At 74.5% G+C, this 17098-nt stretch carries 13 protein-coding genes; 10 read left to right on the forward strand and 3 right to left on the reverse strand.

Translation table 11 applies throughout. The annotated features are described in order from the left end of the window. Positions 1 to 59 precede the first annotated feature (59 nt). Positions 60 to 3188 carry an isoleucine--tRNA ligase gene (gene ileS, locus ACIA8Q_RS18890; RefSeq protein ID WP_360207317.1) on the reverse strand — a complete coding sequence of 1043 codons (3129 nt, stop codon included), beginning with the start codon at positions 3186 to 3188 and terminating at the stop codon, positions 60 to 62. Positions 3189 to 3809: 621 nt separating this feature from the next. On the opposite strand from ileS, the gene ACIA8Q_RS18895 reads away from it, so the two are divergent. The 6 genes from ACIA8Q_RS18895 (at position 3810) to ACIA8Q_RS18920 (ending at position 10410) form a co-directional block, all read left to right on the forward strand. Next, positions 3810 to 4277: a TraR/DksA family transcriptional regulator gene (locus ACIA8Q_RS18895; RefSeq protein ID WP_360207314.1), complete on the forward strand. Its 468-nt coding sequence runs from the start codon at positions 3810 to 3812 to the stop codon at positions 4275 to 4277. Positions 4278 to 4439: 162 nt separating this feature from the next. Then, on the forward strand, positions 4440 to 5084 hold the full coding sequence (gene lspA / locus ACIA8Q_RS18900; RefSeq protein ID WP_396317479.1) for a signal peptidase II: 645 nt from the start codon (positions 4440 to 4442) through the stop codon (positions 5082 to 5084). A 72-nt stretch (positions 5085 to 5156) separates the two neighbouring features. Then, positions 5157 to 6095: an RluA family pseudouridine synthase gene (locus ACIA8Q_RS18905; protein ID WP_360207309.1), complete on the forward strand. Its 939-nt coding sequence runs from the start codon at positions 5157 to 5159 to the stop codon at positions 6093 to 6095. 1 nt (position 6096) lies between these two features. After that, positions 6097 to 6558, forward strand: a complete 462-nt coding sequence (locus ACIA8Q_RS18910; protein ID WP_360207306.1) for a GNAT family N-acetyltransferase — start codon at positions 6097 to 6099, stop codon at positions 6556 to 6558. 163 nt (positions 6559 to 6721) lie between these two features. Beyond that, positions 6722 to 9538: an alpha/beta fold hydrolase gene (locus ACIA8Q_RS18915; protein WP_396317464.1), complete on the forward strand. Its 2817-nt coding sequence runs from the start codon at positions 6722 to 6724 to the stop codon at positions 9536 to 9538. A gap of 89 nt (positions 9539 to 9627) precedes the next feature. Then, a complete protein-coding gene (locus tag ACIA8Q_RS18920; RefSeq protein ID WP_396317480.1) occupies positions 9628 to 10410 on the forward strand; it encodes an ABC transporter permease in 783 nt (260 codons plus the stop codon). A 171-nt stretch (positions 10411 to 10581) separates the two neighbouring features. Here the strand turns inward: ACIA8Q_RS18920 and ACIA8Q_RS18925 are convergent, their stop codons facing one another. Then, the gene (locus tag ACIA8Q_RS18925) at positions 10582 to 12279 is read right to left on the reverse strand and encodes an alkaline phosphatase D family protein (RefSeq protein ID WP_396317481.1); all 1698 of its coding nucleotides are present in this window, start codon (positions 12277 to 12279) and stop codon (positions 10582 to 10584) included. Between the two features lie 245 nt (positions 12280 to 12524). Between ACIA8Q_RS18925 and ACIA8Q_RS18930 the strand changes: the two genes are divergently transcribed. From ACIA8Q_RS18930 to ACIA8Q_RS18945, 4 genes are all read left to right on the forward strand, one after another. Further along, the gene (locus tag ACIA8Q_RS18930) at positions 12525 to 13103 is read left to right on the forward strand and encodes a dienelactone hydrolase family protein (protein WP_360207302.1); all 579 of its coding nucleotides are present in this window, start codon (positions 12525 to 12527) and stop codon (positions 13101 to 13103) included. Positions 13104 to 13146: 43 nt separating this feature from the next. Continuing rightward, positions 13147 to 13542 (forward strand): DUF3052 domain-containing protein, encoded by a 396-nt coding sequence (locus ACIA8Q_RS18935; protein ID WP_396317465.1) that lies wholly within the window; start codon positions 13147 to 13149, stop codon positions 13540 to 13542. An 87-nt stretch (positions 13543 to 13629) separates the two neighbouring features. Further along, positions 13630 to 14907, forward strand: coding sequence for a sensor histidine kinase (locus ACIA8Q_RS18940; RefSeq protein ID WP_396317466.1), 1278 nt, complete (start codon positions 13630 to 13632; stop codon positions 14905 to 14907). Between the two features lie 191 nt (positions 14908 to 15098). Then, complete coding sequence (locus ACIA8Q_RS18945) at positions 15099 to 15740, forward strand: response regulator transcription factor (protein ID WP_360207665.1); 642 nt, start codon at positions 15099 to 15101, stop codon at positions 15738 to 15740. 73 nt (positions 15741 to 15813) lie between these two features. Here the strand turns inward: ACIA8Q_RS18945 and ACIA8Q_RS18950 are convergent, their stop codons facing one another. Then, positions 15814 to 16998 carry a serine hydrolase domain-containing protein gene (locus ACIA8Q_RS18950; RefSeq protein ID WP_396317467.1) on the reverse strand — a complete coding sequence of 395 codons (1185 nt, stop codon included), beginning with the start codon at positions 16996 to 16998 and terminating at the stop codon, positions 15814 to 15816. Positions 16999 to 17098 lie beyond the last annotated feature (100 nt).

The following is a 17098-nucleotide window of genomic DNA, read 5'->3' on the forward strand; positions in this document are numbered from 1 at the left end:
ACGGAAACGGCGGAGCCGCCGCCACCCCGGTGAGGGGTGGCGGCGGCTCCGGGTGTCGGTCAGGCCTTGCGGAGCTGGAAGGCGAGGCCGAGGGAGTCGTCGGAGAAGGTCTCGGAGTCCCAGTCCGCCGCGCCCGCGGCGAAGTCGGTGGCGAGGACCTCCTCGGCGACCAGGGGGCCGTGCTCGGCGATGGCCTCGGCGGTCTCCTCGGCGGTCGCCCGCCAGCGCAGGACGATGCGGTCGGCGACGTCCAGGCCGGAGTTCTTCCGGGCCTCCTGGATCTGGCGGATGGCGTCGCGGGCGATGCCGAGCCGCTTGAGCTCCGGGGTGATCGCCAGGTCGAGCGCGACGGTGGCACCGGACTCGTTGGCGACGGCCCAGCCCTCGCGCGGGGTCTCGGTGATGATCACCTCGTCCGGGGAGAGCGTGACCGTCTCGCCGTCCAGCTCGACCGAGGTCTCGCCGTCGGCACGCAGCTCGGCGGCCAGGCGGGCGGCGTCGGTGGCGGCGACCGCCTTGGCGACGTCCTGCACGCCCTTGCCGAAGCGCTTGCCCAGCGCACGGAAGTTGGCCTTGGCGCTGGTGTCGACCAGCGAGCCCCCCACCTCCGCCAGGGACTCCAGGGCGGAGACGTTGAGCTCCTCGGCGATCTGCGCGCGCAGGTCGGCGGGCAGCTCGTCCCAGCCCTGGGCGGCGACCAGCGCGCGGGACAGCGGCTGGCGGGTCTTGACGCCCGACTCGGCGCGGGTCGCCCGGCCGAGCTCGACCAGGCGGCGGACCAGCGCCATGTGGCGGGAGAGGTCGGCGTCGACGAGCGACTCGTCGGCCACCGGCCAGGCGGACAGGTGCACCGAGGCCGGGGCGTCCGGGACGACCGGGACGACCAGGTCCTGCCAGACCTGCTCGGTGATGAACGGGGTCAGCGGCGCCATCAGGCGGGTGACCGTCTCCAGCGCCTCGTGCAGGGTCGCGAGCGCGGCGGCGTCGCCCTGCCAGAAGCGGCGGCGGCCGCGGCGGACGTACCAGTTGGACAGGTCGTCGACGAAGCCGGAGAGCAGCTTGCCGGCGCGCTGGGTGTCGTACGCCTCGAAGGCCGCGTCGACCTCGCGGACCAGGGTGTTGAGCTCGGAGAGCACCCAGCGGTCCAGCTGCGGGCGGTCGGCCGGGGCCGGGTCGGCGGCGGAGGGGGACCAGCCGGCGGTGCGCGCGTACAGGGCCTGGAAGGCGACGGTGTTCCAGTAGGTGAGGAGGGTCTTGCGGACCACCTCCTGGATGGTGCCGTGGCCGACCCGGCGGGCCGACCAGGGCGAGCCGCCGGCCGCCATGAACCAGCGGACGGCGTCGGCGCCGTGCTGGTCCATCAGCGGGATCGGCTGCAGGATGTTGCCCAGGTGCTTGGACATCTTGCGGCCGTCCTCGGCCAGGATGTGGCCCAGGCAGACGACGTTCTCGTAGCTGTTCCTGTCGAACACCAGGGTGCCGACGGCCATCAGCGTGTAGAACCAGCCGCGGGTCTGGTCGATCGCCTCGGAGATGAACTGCGCCGGGTAGCGCTTCTCGAACAGCTCCTTGTTCTCGTACGGGTAGCCGTACTGGGCGAAGGGCATCGAGCCCGAGTCGTACCAGGCGTCGATGACCTCGGGCACCCGGGTGGAGGTGCCGCCGCACTCGCGGCAGCCGAAGGTCACGTCGTCGATGTACGGGCGGTGCGGGTCGAGGGCGCTCTGGTCGGTGCCGGTGAGCTCGGAGAGCTCGGCCAGCGAGCCGACGCAGGTGAGGTGGCCCTCCTCGCAGCGCCAGATCGGCAGCGGGGTGCCCCAGTAGCGGTTGCGGCTGAGCGCCCAGTCGATGTTGTTGTTCAGCCAGTCGCCGAAGCGGCCGTGCTTGACCGTCCCGGGGAACCAGTTGGTGGCCTCGTTCTCGCGGATCAGCGCGTCCTTGACGGCGGTGGTCCGGATGTACCAGGACGGCTGCGCATAGTAGAGCAGCGCGGTGTGGCAGCGCCAGCAGTGCGGGTAGCTGTGCTCGTACGGCAGGTGGCGGAAGAGCAGGCCGCGCTCCTGGAGGTCCGCGACCAGGGCCTCGTCGGCCTTCTTGAAGAACTGGCCGCCGACCAGCGGGACCTCGGGGGCGAAGGTGCCGTCGGCCAGCACCGGGTTGACCACCGGCAGGCCGTACCTGCGGCAGGTCGCGAGGTCGTCCGCGCCGAAGGCGGGCGACTGGTGGACGATGCCGGTGCCGTCCTCGGTGGTGACGTAGTCGGCGTTGAGGACGTAGTGCGCGTCCTCGATCTCGACCAGGTCGAAGGGGCGGCGGTAGGCCCAGCGCTCCATCTCGGCACCGGTGAAGGACTCGCCGGTGGTCTCCCACCCCTCGCCGAGTGCCTTGGCGAGCAGCGGCTCGGCGACGACGAGCTGTTCCGTCCCGTCGGTGGCCACCACGTAGGTGACCTCCGGGTGGACGGCGGCGGCGGTGTTGGAGACCAGGGTCCACGGGGTGGTGGTCCACACCAGCAGGGCGGCCCGGCCGGCCAGCGGTCCGCCGGTCAGCGGGAAGCGGACGAAGACCGAGGGGTCGACCACGGTCTCGTAGCCCTGGGCCAGCTCGTGGTCGGACAGGCCGGTGCCGCAGCGCGGGCACCAGGGGGCGACCCGGTGGTCCTGGACCAGCAGGCCCTTGTCGAAGATCTGCTTGAGCGACCACCAGACGGACTGGACGTACGACGGGTCCATCGTGCGGTAGGCCTCGTCGAGGTCGACCCAGTACCCCATGCGGGTGGTCAGCTCGGCGAAGGCGTCGGTGTGGCGGGTCACCGACTCGCGGCACTTGGCGTTGAACTCGGCGATGCCGTACGCCTCGATGTCCTGCTTGCCGGAGAAGCCGAGCTCCTTCTCGACGGCGAGCTCGACCGGGAGGCCGTGGCAGTCCCAGCCGGCCTTGCGGGCGACGTGGTAGCCCTTCATCGTCCGGTAGCGGGGGAAGACGTCCTTGAAGACGCGGGCCTCGATGTGGTGGGCGCCGGGCATGCCGTTCGCGGTCGGCGGGCCCTCGTAGAAGACCCACTCGGGGCGGCCCTCGGACTGCTCCAGGCTGCGCTGGAAGACCTTGTCGTCCTGCCAGAAGGACAGGATCCGGTGCTCGAGGGCAGGCAGGTCGACCTGTGCGGGGACGGGGTTATAGGTGCTCATCGCTGGCGTCTACCTCCGGCGGATGCGTGGGCTGGATCCTCCGGAGGGACGAGACGGCGTGCCGTCCCGCGGTACCACCCTCCTTGGCCGCGATGGTGACTGCGGCCCTCTTGTTTGGGCTTGCTGCCGGGTCTACCGGGCCGCCGGGGGGCGGCCGTTCTTCCGGCGGCTCCGGGGTGATCTTCCCGCCGTGCACACCCCCGGGCTCGCACCGTCCCCGGGTCGCTGGTGGCTGCGTACGTCGGTACTCGTCCCATCTGCGCCTTGCACGGCCAGTGTATCGGCCGGGCGAACCCGTTTGTCCAAACCGTTTCCCGGGGGCCCGTCCGGGGGGGGTGGGAAGGGGCGGTTAGGCGGGGGTGATCTGGGCACAAGTCTGGTCAGCGCGCGGGGCGTGGCGGCTGGGGCGGCTGCCTGGGTGGGATCATCGTGAGGCGTCGGTATGTCATGTTGTGACCGGTTTTGATCGGGATTATCGTTCCGGCACTGGAGGCCGCCGGGAACCGGCGGCTCGATTCGTTCGTAGATGGGGTCGAAGCCATGGCTGAGAAGGCAACCGGCGCGGGTACCGCCACCAAGCGGGCACGCAAGGCCGTGGCGGCCGATCCAGGGGAGGGGACCGTGACCACTACCGCACGGCAGAACAGCAGCACCGACACCGTCACCGTGACGCGCGGCGCGGAGTCCGTCGACCCGGCCACGTTGCCGATCCGGCCCGGCGAGGACCCGTGGACCACCGGCGAGGTGCACGAGCTGCACACCGAGCTCATCAGCGAACTGGACCGCCTGCGCAACGAGATCGACGCCGCCGAGGCGGCCATCTCCGGCCTGATGCGCGACTCCAACGACGGAGCCGGCGACGACCAGGTGGACGCCGGTACGAAGAACATCTCCCGGGAGAGCGAGCTCGCGCTGGCCAACAACGCCCGGGACAGCCTCGCCCAGACCGAGCGCGCCCTGGCCCGGCTGGAGGGCGTCGGCTTCGGCACCTGCGAGTCCTGCGGCAAGGCGATCGGCAAGGCCCGGATGCAGGCCTTCCCCCGGGCGACGCTCTGCGTGCAGTGCAAGGCCAAGCAGGAACGCCGCTGAACCGACCGACCGGCGCGACGCGGGGGGTCGGGCTTGCCGTACGCTCGACCCCGTAACGTCGCCCGACCCCTGCAGCGCATCCGGCCCGGATGCGCCGGGCCCGGCGACCAGGGCCCACCCTCCCCCGCTCCGGACGGGGGAGCTCCATCGGCAGCGGAGCGGATCATCAGTACGCAAGGTTCCCCCCAGACCCGGGACGACGCCGTCCCGACCCCCGCCGAAGCCGTGGAGGTGGCCGTGGCCGAGCCCACCGAGCCCACCGAGCCCACCGAGGCGCCCGCTCCGGTCGCGGCGGAGGCGCCGAAGGGCCCCCGGCGGATCGGCGTGCTGCTGGTCGTCGCCCTGCTCGCCTTCCTGATCGACTTCGGCAGCAAGCTGCTGGTGGTGGCCCGGCTGGAGAACCACTCGGCGATCAAGGTGATCGGCGACGTCGTCACCTTCCAGGTCATCCGCAACTCCGGCGCCGCCTTCGGCATGGGCCAGGCGCTGACCGTCGTCTTCACGATGATCGCCTCGGCCGTCATCGTGGTGATCTGGCGGATCGCCCGCCGGCTGTACAGCCTGCCCTGGGCGATCGCGCTCGGGCTGCTGCTCGGCGGTGCCCTGGGCAACCTCACCGACCGGCTGTTCCGCGCGCCGGGCGTCTTCCGCGGGCACGTCGTCGACTTCATCTCCGTCCAGCACTTCGCGGTGTTCAACCTCGCCGACTCGGCGATCGTCTGCGGCGGCATCCTCGTGGTGCTGCTCTCCTTCCGGGGCAGCAACCCGGACGGCACCGTCCACCAGCAGAGCGCCAAGGGCGAGTAGCGGGCCCTCCCGCCAGGGGCGGGCGGAGCTCGGCGGACGGGGGCGGCCCGGGTTTCCGGCATACTCGTACGGGTGAGTACCGCAGCGCAGATCCGCAGCCTCCCCGTACCCGACGGCCTGGAGGGCGAGCGCCTCGACGCCGCCCTCGCCCGGATGTTCGGCTTCTCCCGGACGAAGGCCGCCGAGCTGGCCGCCGACGGCAAGGTGACGCTCGACGGCGCCGTGGCCGGCAAGTCGGACCGGGTGACCGCCGGCTCCTGGCTGGAGGTCGAGATCCCCGCCCCCGCCGCCCCGGTGCAGATCGTCGCCGAGCCCGTCGAGGGCATGCGGATCGTCCACGACGACGAGGACATCGTGCTCGTCGACAAGCCGGTCGGCGTCGCCGCGCACCCCAGCCCCGGCTGGACCGGCACCACCGTCATCGGCGGTCTGGCCGCCGCCGGCTACCGGATCTCCACCTCCGGCGCGGCCGAGCGCCAAGGCATCGTGCACCGGCTCGACGTCGGCACCTCGGGCCTGATGGTGGTCGCCAAGTCCGAGCGCGCGTACACCGACCTCAAGCGGCAGTTCCACGACCGGATCACCGAGAAGCGCTACCACACGCTCGTCCAGGGGCACCCGGACCCGATGAGCGGCACCGTGGACGCGCCGATCGGGCGCCACCCCAGCTCCGACTGGAAGTGGGCCGTCACCCGCGACGGCAAGGCCTCCATCACCCACTACGACCTCATCGAGGCGTACCGCGCGGCCTCGCTGCTCGACATCAAGCTGGAGACCGGCCGCACCCACCAGATCCGGGTGCACATGTCCGCGCTGCGCCACCCCTGCGTGGGCGACCTGACCTACGGCGCCGACCCGACGCTCGCCAAGCGCCTCGGGCTGACCCGGCAGTGGCTGCACGCCGTCTCGCTCGGCTTCGAGCACCCGGCGGACGGGCAGTGGGTCGAGTTCAAGAGCGAGTACCCGGCCGACCTGCGGAAGGCGCTCGACATCATCTCGGCGGAGAGCTGACATGGCGGTGACCGTCCGGGTCGCCGAGGGCGAGGCGGACCTCGCGCTGGTGCACGGTGTCCGGCGCGCGGTGTTCATCGTCGAACAGGGGATCCCCGAGGACGAGGAGTGGGACGACCTCGACCCCACCTCGGAGCACCTGCTGGCCGTCGGCGCCGACGGCACCCCGCTGGGGACGGCGCGGCTGATCCACGGCGAGCAGGCCCTGAAGCTCACCGGCGGCGTCGAGGGGCGGGTGCTGCTCGGGCGGCTCGCCGTCGTCGCGGCGGCCCGGGGGACCGGGCTCGGCGCGGACCTGGTGCGGGCGATCGAGGCGGCCGCACTGGCCCGCGGCGCCCGTGAGGTGGAGCTGCACGCGCAGGTGCAGGCGCTCGGGTTCTACGAGCGGCTCGGGTACGCGGCGGAGGGGCCGGTGTACCAGGACGGCGGGATCCCGCACCGGACGATGACCCGGGTGCTGTAGCCGCCTCCCCCCGGAGGGCCGTCAGACGGTTCCCCGTGCCCGGTCCGGGCACGGGGAACGCGGCTTTCCGGGCGGTGCGGGGCGGAGTCGGAGGGCGGCCCCGGCGGGCGGGGCGGCCGGCTTTATCGGACGCCTACCCCTGCGGCGGATACGATCAGCCCCCATGGAGTTCGGTGGGGCGTGGCGCCGGTGGCGCGGCCGGGGTACGACGGTACGGCGCAGACTGGTGGCCGGTGCGGTCGCCCTGGTGGCGGTGGTCGGGGCCGGTACGGCCGCGGTGGCGTCCGGCGGTGAGCAGGCGGTCCAACAGGAGGACCGGTTCCTGAGCATGCCCGAGACCCCCGGCAGCGACCGGCAGGTCCAGCTGGACACCTCCTTCTTCACCACCGGCACCGGCCCCAGGCCGGCCGTGCTGCTCGCGCACGGCTTCGGCGGCTCCAAGGAGGGCGAGCGGGAGCGCGCCCAGCAGCTGGCCCGGCAGGGCTACGCGGTGCTGACCTGGTCGGCGCGCGGCTTCGGACGCTCCGGCGGCAAGATCGGCCTCAACGCGCCCGACCGCGAGGTCGAGGACGTCAAGCACCTGGTGGACTGGCTGGCCCAGCGGCCCGAGGTGCAGCTCGACGCGCCCGGCGACCCGAGGGTCGGCATCACCGGAGCCTCCTACGGCGGCGGCGTCGCCCTGCTCGCCTCCGCCTACGACCACCGGATCGACGCCGTCGCCACCCAGATCACCTGGTGGAACCTGGCCGACGCGCTGTTCCCGCAGGGCGTCGAGGGATCCGGCGCGGTGGACGGCGTCTTCAAGAAGCTCTGGGCCGGGATCTTCTTCACCACCGGCGCGGCCGGCGACCTCGGACCCTCGGGCGGCGCCCCGCGCGGCGGCGGGACGGCGGCGCAGCCGGGCGGTGCCCCGCAGGCCGGCCCGTCCCAGGACGCCGAGGTCGGCTGCGGCCGGTTCCTGGACACCCTGTGCCAGATGTACGACCGGGTCGCCACCGCCGGGCACGCGGACCCGGAGGCCGTCGCCCTGCTGGAACGCTCCAGTCCGTCCTCGGTGGCCGGGCAGCTCAAGGCGCCCACGCTGGTCGTCCAGGGGCAGCAGGACTCGCTGTTCCCGCTCGACCAGGGCGACCGGATCGCCCGGGCGGTCGCCGCCAACGGCGCGCCCGTCTCGGTGGACTGGTTCGCGGGCGGGCACGACGGCGGCACCGACACCAGCGCCCGGGTCGACGACCGGGTGACCGCCTGGTTCGACCACTACCTGCGCGGCCGCGGCAACGACACCGGCCCGGCGTTCCGGGTCACCCGCACCGGCGGCGTCGACTCCACCGGCTTCCAGGCCGTGCTGCGCGGCGCCAGCGCCGACCGCTACCCCGGACTGGGCGGCACGGGCAGCCGGTCCGTCGAGCTCACCGGCGGTGGCGGCGACGGCGAGCGGACCTTCGCGAACCCGCCCGGCGGCGCCCCGCCCGGGATCTCCACCGTGCCCGGGATCGGCGCGCTCAGCCAGGCCGCCTCGCTCGGAGCCGGGCTGGCGCTCGACTTCCCCGGCCAGAACGCCGCCTTCGACTCCGCGCCGCTGGACCGCCCGCTGCACCTGACCGGGCAGCCCACCGTGCCGCTGCGGGTGCAGGCCGACCGGCCCGACGCGGTGCTCTTCGCCAAGCTGTACGACGTCGGACCGGACGGCAAGGCCGTGCTGCCCCAACAGCTGGCCGCCCCGCTGCGGGTCACCGGCGCCGACGCGGGCCGCACCGTCACCGTCGCGCTGCCTGCCGTCGACCACACCTTCCCGGCCGGGCACCGGCTGCGGCTGGTCGTCGCCGCCACCGACCTCGCGTACGCCTCGCCCGTCGAACCGGCCACCTACCGGGTCGCGCCCGCCGGGGCGCTCGCCGCGCCGACCGTCGAGCAGCTCGTCACCGAGGCCGCGCCGCTGCCCGCGCGCACCTGGGTGCTGCCGCTGGTCGGCGTCGCGGTGGCCCTCGCCGTGGTCCTGCTGCCCCGGCTGCGGCGCCGCCGGACGCCGGGCGCCGGGCCGGCGTACGACCCGGCGCTCGCCGCGGTGCCGCTGCAGATCAGCGGCCTCAGCAAGCGCTACAAGGGCTCCCAGGACCGCTATGCCGTCAAGGAGCTGGGCTTCCGCGTCGAGCAGGGGCAGGTGCTCGGCCTGCTCGGGCCCAACGGTGCCGGCAAGACCACCACGCTGCGCATGCTGATGGGCCTGATCCGGCCCGACGCGGGCGAGATCCGGATCTTCGGCCACCTGGTGCGCCCCGGCGCTCCGGTGCTCTCCCGGGTCGGCGCGTTCGTCGAGGGGGCCGGGTTCCTGCCGCACCTCACCGGCCGGGCCAACCTGCGGCTGTACTGGCAGGCCACCGGGCGGCCGGAGCAGGACGCCCACCTCGACGAGGCGCTGGCGATCGCCGGGCTCGGCGAGGCGCTCGACCGCGCCGTGCGGACCTACTCGCAGGGCATGCGGCAGCGGCTCGCGATCGCGCAGGCGATGCTCGGCATGCCGGACCTGCTGATCCTGGACGAGCCGACCAACGGGCTCGACCCGCCGCAGATCCGCGAGATGCGCGAGGTGATGATCCGGTACGCGGCGGCCGGGCGCACCGTCATCGTCTCCAGCCACCTGCTCGCCGAGGTCGAGCAGAGCTGCACCGACCTGGTCGTGATGGACCGCGGCCGACTGGTCACCACCGGTGCGGTCGGCGAGATCGTCGGCGCCGGCGAGCTGCTGCTGATCGGCGTGCCCGCCCCGTACGACCCGGAGTCGGTCGTCGAGAAGGTCGGCGCGCTGGCCGGGGTCGGTTCGGCGGAGGCCGTCGAGGGCGGGCTGCTGGTGCGCCTGGACGGGCTGGCGGCCAGCGAGCTGCTGGCCGAACTGGTGCGCCTGGGCGTGCCGGTGGAGAGTGCGGGGCCGCAGCGCCGGCTCGAGGACGCGTTCCTGTCGTTGATCGGAGGTGCGGCGTGAGCGACGTCGCGCAGGCGGAGCACACCGTGTCGGCGGACCACGCCGAGGGCTACCGGGCGGGCCGGACGCTGCCGCTGCGGGTGGAGGCCATGCGCCAGCTGCGGCGGCGCCGCACGCTGGTGATCGGCGCGGTGCTGGCGGCGATGCCGCTGGTCATCCTCGCCGCGTTCCAGATCGGCGGCACCCCGAGCCGCCCGGACCGGACCACCTTCATCGACCTGGCCACCGCCTCGGGCCCCAACTTCGCGGCCACCATGCTGTTCGTGGGCACCGGGTTCATGCTGGTCATCCCGGTCGCGCTGTTCTGCGGCGACACCGTCGCCTCGGAGGCCAGCTGGTCCTCGCTGCGCTACCTGCTGGCCGCGCCGGTGCCCCGGGCCAGGCTGCTGACCCGCAAGTTCGCGGTCGGGCTGGCGTTCTCGGCGGTCGCGGTGGCCCTGCTGCCCCTGATCGGGCTGCTCGTCGGCACCGCCGCGTACGGCTGGGGGGACCTCAGGCTGCCCACCGGGGCGAGCCTGTCGGCCGGCGAGGCGTTGCCCCGGCTGGCCGTCGCGGCGGCCTTCGTCTTCCTCAGCGAGATCGTGATCGCGGCGCTGGCGTTCTGGCTGTCCACCGCGACGGACGCCCCGCTCGGGGCCGTCGGCGGGGCGGTGTTCGCCTCGATCATCACCGGGGTGCTGGACGCCGTCACGGCGCTCGGGGACCTGCGGGAGTGGCTGCCCGCGCACTGGCAGTACGCCTGGGCGGACGCGCTGCAGCCGCAGCTGGAGTGGGGCGGGATGGTGCAGGGGGTCTCGCTGTCGCTCTCGTACGCGGTGGTGCTGCTGGCGCTGGCGTTCCGGGGGTTCGCGCGCAAGGACGTGGTGTCCTAGGGAGGTGTCCCGGGGATCGTCGGACACGCTTCTGGGAGTGCCTCGTCGGGTCGGGGCCGTCCGGGCCCGCCGGGGGGCGGCGGGCCCGGGGCCGGTGGGCGCGGGCCGACGGGGGCCGGTGGGGCGTCAGCCGACCGGGGTGTCAGCCGACCGGGGCGTCGACGCGTCGTGTCAGCCGACCGGGGCGTCGACGCGTTCGATCCGCTGGGTGCCGCTGCGGGTGCGGTAGGAACGGACCCAGCTGCTGGTGGCGTCCTTGCGGGTGCGGTCGGAGAGGACGTAGTAGTCCATCTGGGCCCGCTCGGGCGTGACGTCCAGGACGCCGTAGCCGTGCGAGTCGAGGTCGACCCACTTGATGTGCGGGTTGGCCGTCCTGAGCGCGGTGGCCGCCGCCAGCGAGACGGTGTGCGGCGCGACCTTCAGGGTGTCGTCGATGTTGTCCGAGGTCGTCGAGGTGACCACGAACTCGGTGGCCACGCTGCCGGACAGCGGATACGTGGCGGCCTCGTTCGGGACGTCGGCGGCCCAGGCGGAGTGGATGTCGCCGGTCAGGAAGACGGTGTTGGTGATGCCGTTCGCCCGGAGGTGGCCGAGCAGCTCGCGGCGGTCGTGGGTGTAGCCGTCCCACTGGTCGGTGTTGACGGCCACGCCCTCGCCGGGCAGGCCGAGCAGCTTCGCCAGCGGGCGCAGCAGGTAGTCCGGGAGCGAGAGGAAGGCGACGGGGGAGATCATCACCTCGTTGCCGACCAGCCGCCAGGTGGTGTCGGACGCGGCGAGCCCGGCCTTCAGCCAGTCCATCTGGGCACGGCCGGTGATCGTGCGGTCGGCCGCGTCGACGGCGCCGTCGCCCACCTTGACCTGCTGGGAGCGGAAAGAGCGCTGGTCCAGCAGGTGCAGGTCGGCCAGCCGGCCGTAGCGCAGCCGGCGGTACGTCGTCCCGGCGACGGACGGGCGCACCGGCATCCACTCGAAGTAGGCCTGCTTGGCGGCGGCCATCCGGGCCGCCCAGTCGCCCTCGGTGCCCGGGGTGTGGTTCTCGGCGCCGCCGGACCAGGCGTCGTTGGCGAACTCGTGGTCGTCCCAGATCGCGATGACGGGGATCCTCGCGTGCAGGGAGCGGAGGTCCTCGTCGGTCTTGTACTGGCCGTGGCGGGTGCGGTAGTCGGCCAGGGTGACGATCTCGTGGGCGGGGGAGTGCGGGCGCACGACCGTGCCGCGGGCGCAGTACTCGCCCGTCCGGTACTCGTAGACGTAGTCGCCGAGGAAGAGCAGGGCGTCCAGGTCGCCGCGGGCGGCGAGGTGGCGGTAGGCGGAGAAGTAGCCCGCCTCCCAGTTGGAGCAGGAGGCGACGCCGAAGCGGACCCGGGCGGGGGTGGCGTCGGTGGCCGGGGTGGTGCGGGTGCGGCCGACGGGGGAGACGGTGGCGCCCGCGGTGAAGCGGTACCAGTAGGTGGTGTCGGGGGCCAGTCCGCGGACGTCGGCCTTGACGGTGTGGTCGGCGGCGGCGGTGGCGGTCACCGTGCCGCCGGCGGTGACGCGGGTGAAGGCCTGGTCGGCGGCCAGCTCCCAGCGGACCTCGGTGTCGGGGCCGAGGCCGGAGCCGGGGACGGCCTCGGGGGCGGGGGTCACCCTCGTCCAGAGCAGGACGCCGTCGGGGAGGGGGTCGCCGGAGGCTATGCCGTGCAGGAAGCGCGGGGCGGGGGCCGCGGGGTCTGACCCGGTGGCAGTGGCGGGGGCCGGGGCCGGGGCGGCCGGCGTGGCCCCGGCGGCCTCGGCGGGGGTGGTGAGGGCCAGCGGGAGGGCGGCACCGCCCGCGACCAGTGCCCCGGCCTTCAGCAGCCGGCGGCGGCCGGGGCGGGCGGGGGTCATGGCATCGACAAGATCGTTCACGGCCGAAGGCTACCGGTTGGTAAAGCGTTGGTAAATCGGCGGCCTGACGGTCCGTCGCGGATCGGCCGGATCCGGCCCGGGGGCGGGAGCGGGCGGGTGCGGTTCGGGCGCGGTCCGGGCGTGGTTCCGGCGCGGTCCGGATGCCGTTCGGGCCGGGAGGAGTCCGGCCCGTCCATGGGAGATCATGGAGGAGTACCCGCCCCCAGCCGTCGAAGGACCCCGCCGTGGCCCAGATCGTCCTCTTCCACTCCGCCCTCGGGCTGCGTCCCGCCGTGCACGCCGCCGCCGACCGGCTGCGGGCGGCCGGGCACACCGTCCACACCCCGGACCTCTACGACGGGCGGACCTTCGACGACATCGAGGCCGGGATCGCCCACCAGGACGAGCTCGGCGGCAGCGAGGAGCTGCTCCGGCGGGCCGTCGTCGCGGCGGCGCCGCACTCCGACGGCGGCCTGGTGTACGCCGGGTTCTCGCTCGGCGGCTCGCTCGCCCAGAACCTCGCCCTCGCCGACGAGAAGGCCCGCGGCCTGCTGCTCCTGCACGGCACCTCCGACCTGCGCGAGGACGCCGCCACCGAGATCCCGGTGCAGCTGCACGTCGCCGAGCCCGACCCGTTCGAGACCGAGGACTGGCTGAACGCCTGGTACCTGAACATGCGCCGGGCCGGGGCCGACGTCGAGGTGCACCGCTACCGGGGCGCCGGGCACCTGTTCACCGACCAGGACCTGGCCGACTACGACGCCGAGGCCGCCGAGCGGGCCTGGGCCGTCGCGCTGGACTTCCTCGCCGAGCTGGACGCCTGAGGGCCCGGCGCAGCCCGGATCTCCGGAGCAGGGAGGCGGAGCGGTGGCCGGTGAGCAGGGCGCGCCACTGGCGCGCAAGCTCGGCATCCGGGCGGGCGACGAGCTGCTGCTCGCCGGTGCGCCGGACGGCTTCACCGTGCCCGAACTGCCCCCGGGCGTCAGCCTGGTGACGGAGGGGCCGTTCGACGTCTGCGTGTGGTTCCCGGCCGGGCGCGCCGCCTACCGGGCCGGGCTCGCCGACCTGCGGGCGCTGATGCGGCCGGCGGCCGGGCTCTGGGTGGCCTGGCCGAAGAAGTCCTCGGGGGTGGTGAGCGACCTCGACGGGGACGGGGTGCGGGAGGCCGCGCTGCCCACCGGGCTGGTGGACAACAAGGTGTGCGCGATCGACGCGGTGTGGTCGGGGCTGCGGTTGGTGATCCGGCGGGAGCTGCGGGGCTGAGGCGCTCCGCCGCCCGCCCGGGGGCGGTGGTGGCCCTCCCCCGATCGGGGGAGGTGGCGGGCGGGGCGCCTGACCATACTGACGATCATGATCAGGGGAATCCGGCCGCTGCTGAGCGGCTCCACGTACTCGGGCGTTCTGTTCGCCTTCTGCGGCGCGGCGGCGAGCGTGCCGCTGCTGCCCTTCGCCCTCGCACCGGCGGCGGCGTGGCGGTCCGCCCCGTACGCGGTGCAGGCCGTGCTGGTCCTGTTCGTCTGGGCGGTGCTGCTCGGCCTGCTCGGTCTGGCCCCCGCGACGAGGCGGGTGCTGACCCGGCTCGCCCGCCGGATGCTGCGGGTGCCGCTGCCGGATCCGGTGGGCCGCCGCGGGGCCGCCGGCCCGCCGGGCGTCGGGACGGCCCCGGCCGCACCGCCCGGCGGGGGCCGCTGGCGGACGCCGGCCTGGCTGGTGCTGCACACGGCCGTGGGGTGGGCGGCGGCGCTGGCGACCGGCCTGCTGCTCGCCCTGGCGGTGGCCGCGCCGGGCGGATGGCTCGGCACCGAGGCACGGTTCAGCCTGTTCGGACGGACGCTCCGGGTGACGGGCGTCTGGAGCTGGCTGCTGGCGCTCGGCTGCGTCCTGCTCGCGGCGGCCGTGTGCGCCGCCGCGACGGCCGCCCTGCGCGGGGCGGCGCCGCGGCTGCTGGGGCCCTCGCCCGCCGAGCGGCTGGCGCTGGCGGCCGAGCGGGAGTCGCGGCTGGCCGAGCGCAACCGGCTCGCCCACGAGCTGCACGACTCGATCGGCCACACGCTGACGGCCGCGACGATCCAGGCGGCGGTGGCCGGCGAGGTGCTCGCGGCCGACCCGGTGGCGGCGCGGGCCGCGCTGCGCAGCATCGAGGAGTCGGCCCGGGCCGCACTGGAGGACCTGGACTACGTGCTGGGCGTGCTGCGCGAGGAGGAGGCCGGCACGGCGCCGCCCCGGACCCTGGCCGACCTGCCCGATCTGCTGGAGCGGCTGCGGCACGCGGGGGCGGTGGTCGAGCCCGAGCTGTCCGGCGCCCTGGACCACGTCCGGGGCACGCTCTCCCGGGCGGCCTACCGGATCCTGCAGGAGGGCCTGACGAACGCCCTGCGGCACGGGTCGGGCGGCCCGATCCGGGTCGGGGTGGCGGTCGGGCCGGACGCCCTGGAGCTGACGGTCGTCAACCCGACCGGGGCGGCTGCGCCGCGCGGGGCCTTCCCGACGTCCGGGCACGGACTGCCCGGGCTGGCCGAGCGGGTGCGGCTGCTGAACGGCGAGATCGAGGCGGGCCCGCAGGGGCCGCAGCAGGGGCCCCTGGTCTGGCGACTGGCGGTCCGGCTGCCGGTGCGGGGGGCGGCGTGACCGGCTCCGGCACCCGGGAGGCTCCGGGCCTCCCGGGCTCCCCAGAGGCCCCGGACGGCTCGAACGGCCCGGGATCCACGGAGGCCCCGGACGGCTCGAACGGCCCGGGATCCACGGAGGCCCCGGACTCCCCGGACTCCCCGGACGGCCCGGCCGCGCAGGCCGGGCCGTCCGGCGCGCCCGTCACCCTCCTGATCGCGGACGACGACGAGGTGACCCGCAGCGGTCTGCGCACCCTGCTCGCCGCGCAGCCGGGGATCGCGGTGGTCGGGGAGGCCGCGGACGGGGTGGAGGCCGTCGAGCGGGCCCGGCTGCTGCGGCCGGACGTCGTCCTGATGGACGTGCGGATGCCGCGCCGCAACGGGATCGACGCGACCCGGGAGCTGCTGGCCGGATCGGTCGAGCCGCCGAAGGTCGTGGTGATCACCACCTTCGAGAACGACGGCTACGTCACCGCGGCGCTCAGCGCCGGCGCCAGCGGGTTCGTGCTCAAGCGGCTGCCGGTCCGGCAGATCGCGGAGGCGGTGCGGGTGGTGGCGGCCGGGGAGGCGGTCCTCTTCCCGGCGGCGCTGGGCCGGATGGTCACCGCCCGCCCGCTGGCCTCGGCCGAGGCGCTGCCGTCCGCGGCTCTGACGGGGCGGGAGGAGGAGGTGCTGCGGGCGATGGCCACCGGGTTGTCCAACCCGGAGATCGCGGAGTCCCTCGCGGTGCGCGTGGAGACGGTGAAGACGCACGTCGGGAACGTGCTGATGAAGCTGGGCGCGCAGAACCGGACCCACGCGGTGGTGATCGCGTACGAGTCCGGTCTGGTGGTGCCGGGGCTGGCGGGCTGAGGGGGCGGGGAACGGGAAGTCGTGAGGGTGGCCGTGGGGCCCGGCGCGTGGTGCGCCGGGCCCGGACGGTGCGTCAGCCGCAGAGGGCCCGGTCGATGACGGACTCGACGTGGGGGGTGACCGCGTCGTCGGGCGGGACCATGGTCACCGCGACGTTCACGGCGCGGCCGTCCTCGGTGACCCCGCCCCGGGTCTCGTAGCCCGGGATGTCGCCGCCGTGGCCCCAGTAGACGCCGCCGCAGGTCAGCGGCCGGCTGATGATCCCCAGCCCTGCCCTGGCCCCGGTGCCCGGGATGTCGACGGTGGTGAGCATCTGGTCGAGCTGCGGCCGGGCCAGCAGGTCACCCTTGAGGAGTGCGGTGAAGAACCGGTTGAGGTCGGAGTTGGTGGAGATCATCTGGCCCGCCGCCCAGCCGGCCGAGGGGTCCATCTCGGTGAAGTCCTGCAGCGGGCCGCCGGCCGGGTCCTTGCGGTAGCCGTGAGGGTGGGGTTCCCGGATGGTGCGGTCGCCGGGGGCGGGGAAGGACGTGTGGCGCAGCCCGAGGCGCTGGACGACGCGCCGGTCGATCTCCTCGGCGAGGGGCCGGCCGGTGACCCGCTGGACGATCAGGCCGGCCAGCACGTAGTTGGTGCTGCTGTAGCCGAACGCCTGGCCGGGTGCGCGGTCGGCCTTGTGCCGGAGGGCGATGTCGAGGAGCTCGCGGGGTTCGTAGTAGCGGTGTCGGAGGCCGGGCTCGTCGAGGTCCTGCTCGTAGTCGGGCAGCCCGCTGGTGTGCTGGAGGAGCCGGCGGACGGTGATGCCGCGCCCGTCGATGCCCTCGCCGCGGACCACGCCCGGCAGGTAGGTGTCGACGTCGGTGTCGAGGCCGATCCTCCCCTCGGCGACCAGCTGCAGGACGACGACCGCGGTGAAGGTCTTGGTGTTGCTGCCGATCCTGATCTGCCCGTCGACCGGGACCTTCGCGCCGGTGGCCACGTCGCCGACGCCCGCGGTGTAGCTGCGGGTGCGGCCGTCCGGGCTCCTGACGCTCGCCAGCGCGGCGGGCAGGCCGTCGGTGCGCACCAGGGCGTTCAGGCCCCGTTGGATCGTGTCCGGCCCGGGGGCCGCGGTGGCGGCGGGCGGTGCGAGGACCCCCGCGGTGACGGCGGCGACGGCCAGCGCGGCCGCGACGGACCGGACCGCGCGCCGCCCGGTCGGGCCGGTTCGGGTGGTCCGTGGCCGGGGCGCGGGGGCGAGACCAGTGGTTTGCTTACGCACGAACGTGCTCCTGAGGGGTCGCCGAAGGGAATCGGGAGGTCGGTGGCCGCGTGCTGACCTGCACGCCGGCGGGCGCTGATCGGCGGTGGCGGCGGCGCGG

The organism is Kitasatospora sp. NPDC051705 (genome assembly GCF_044453265.1).
Classification (GTDB): Bacteria; Actinomycetota; Actinomycetes; order Streptomycetales; family Streptomycetaceae; genus Kitasatospora.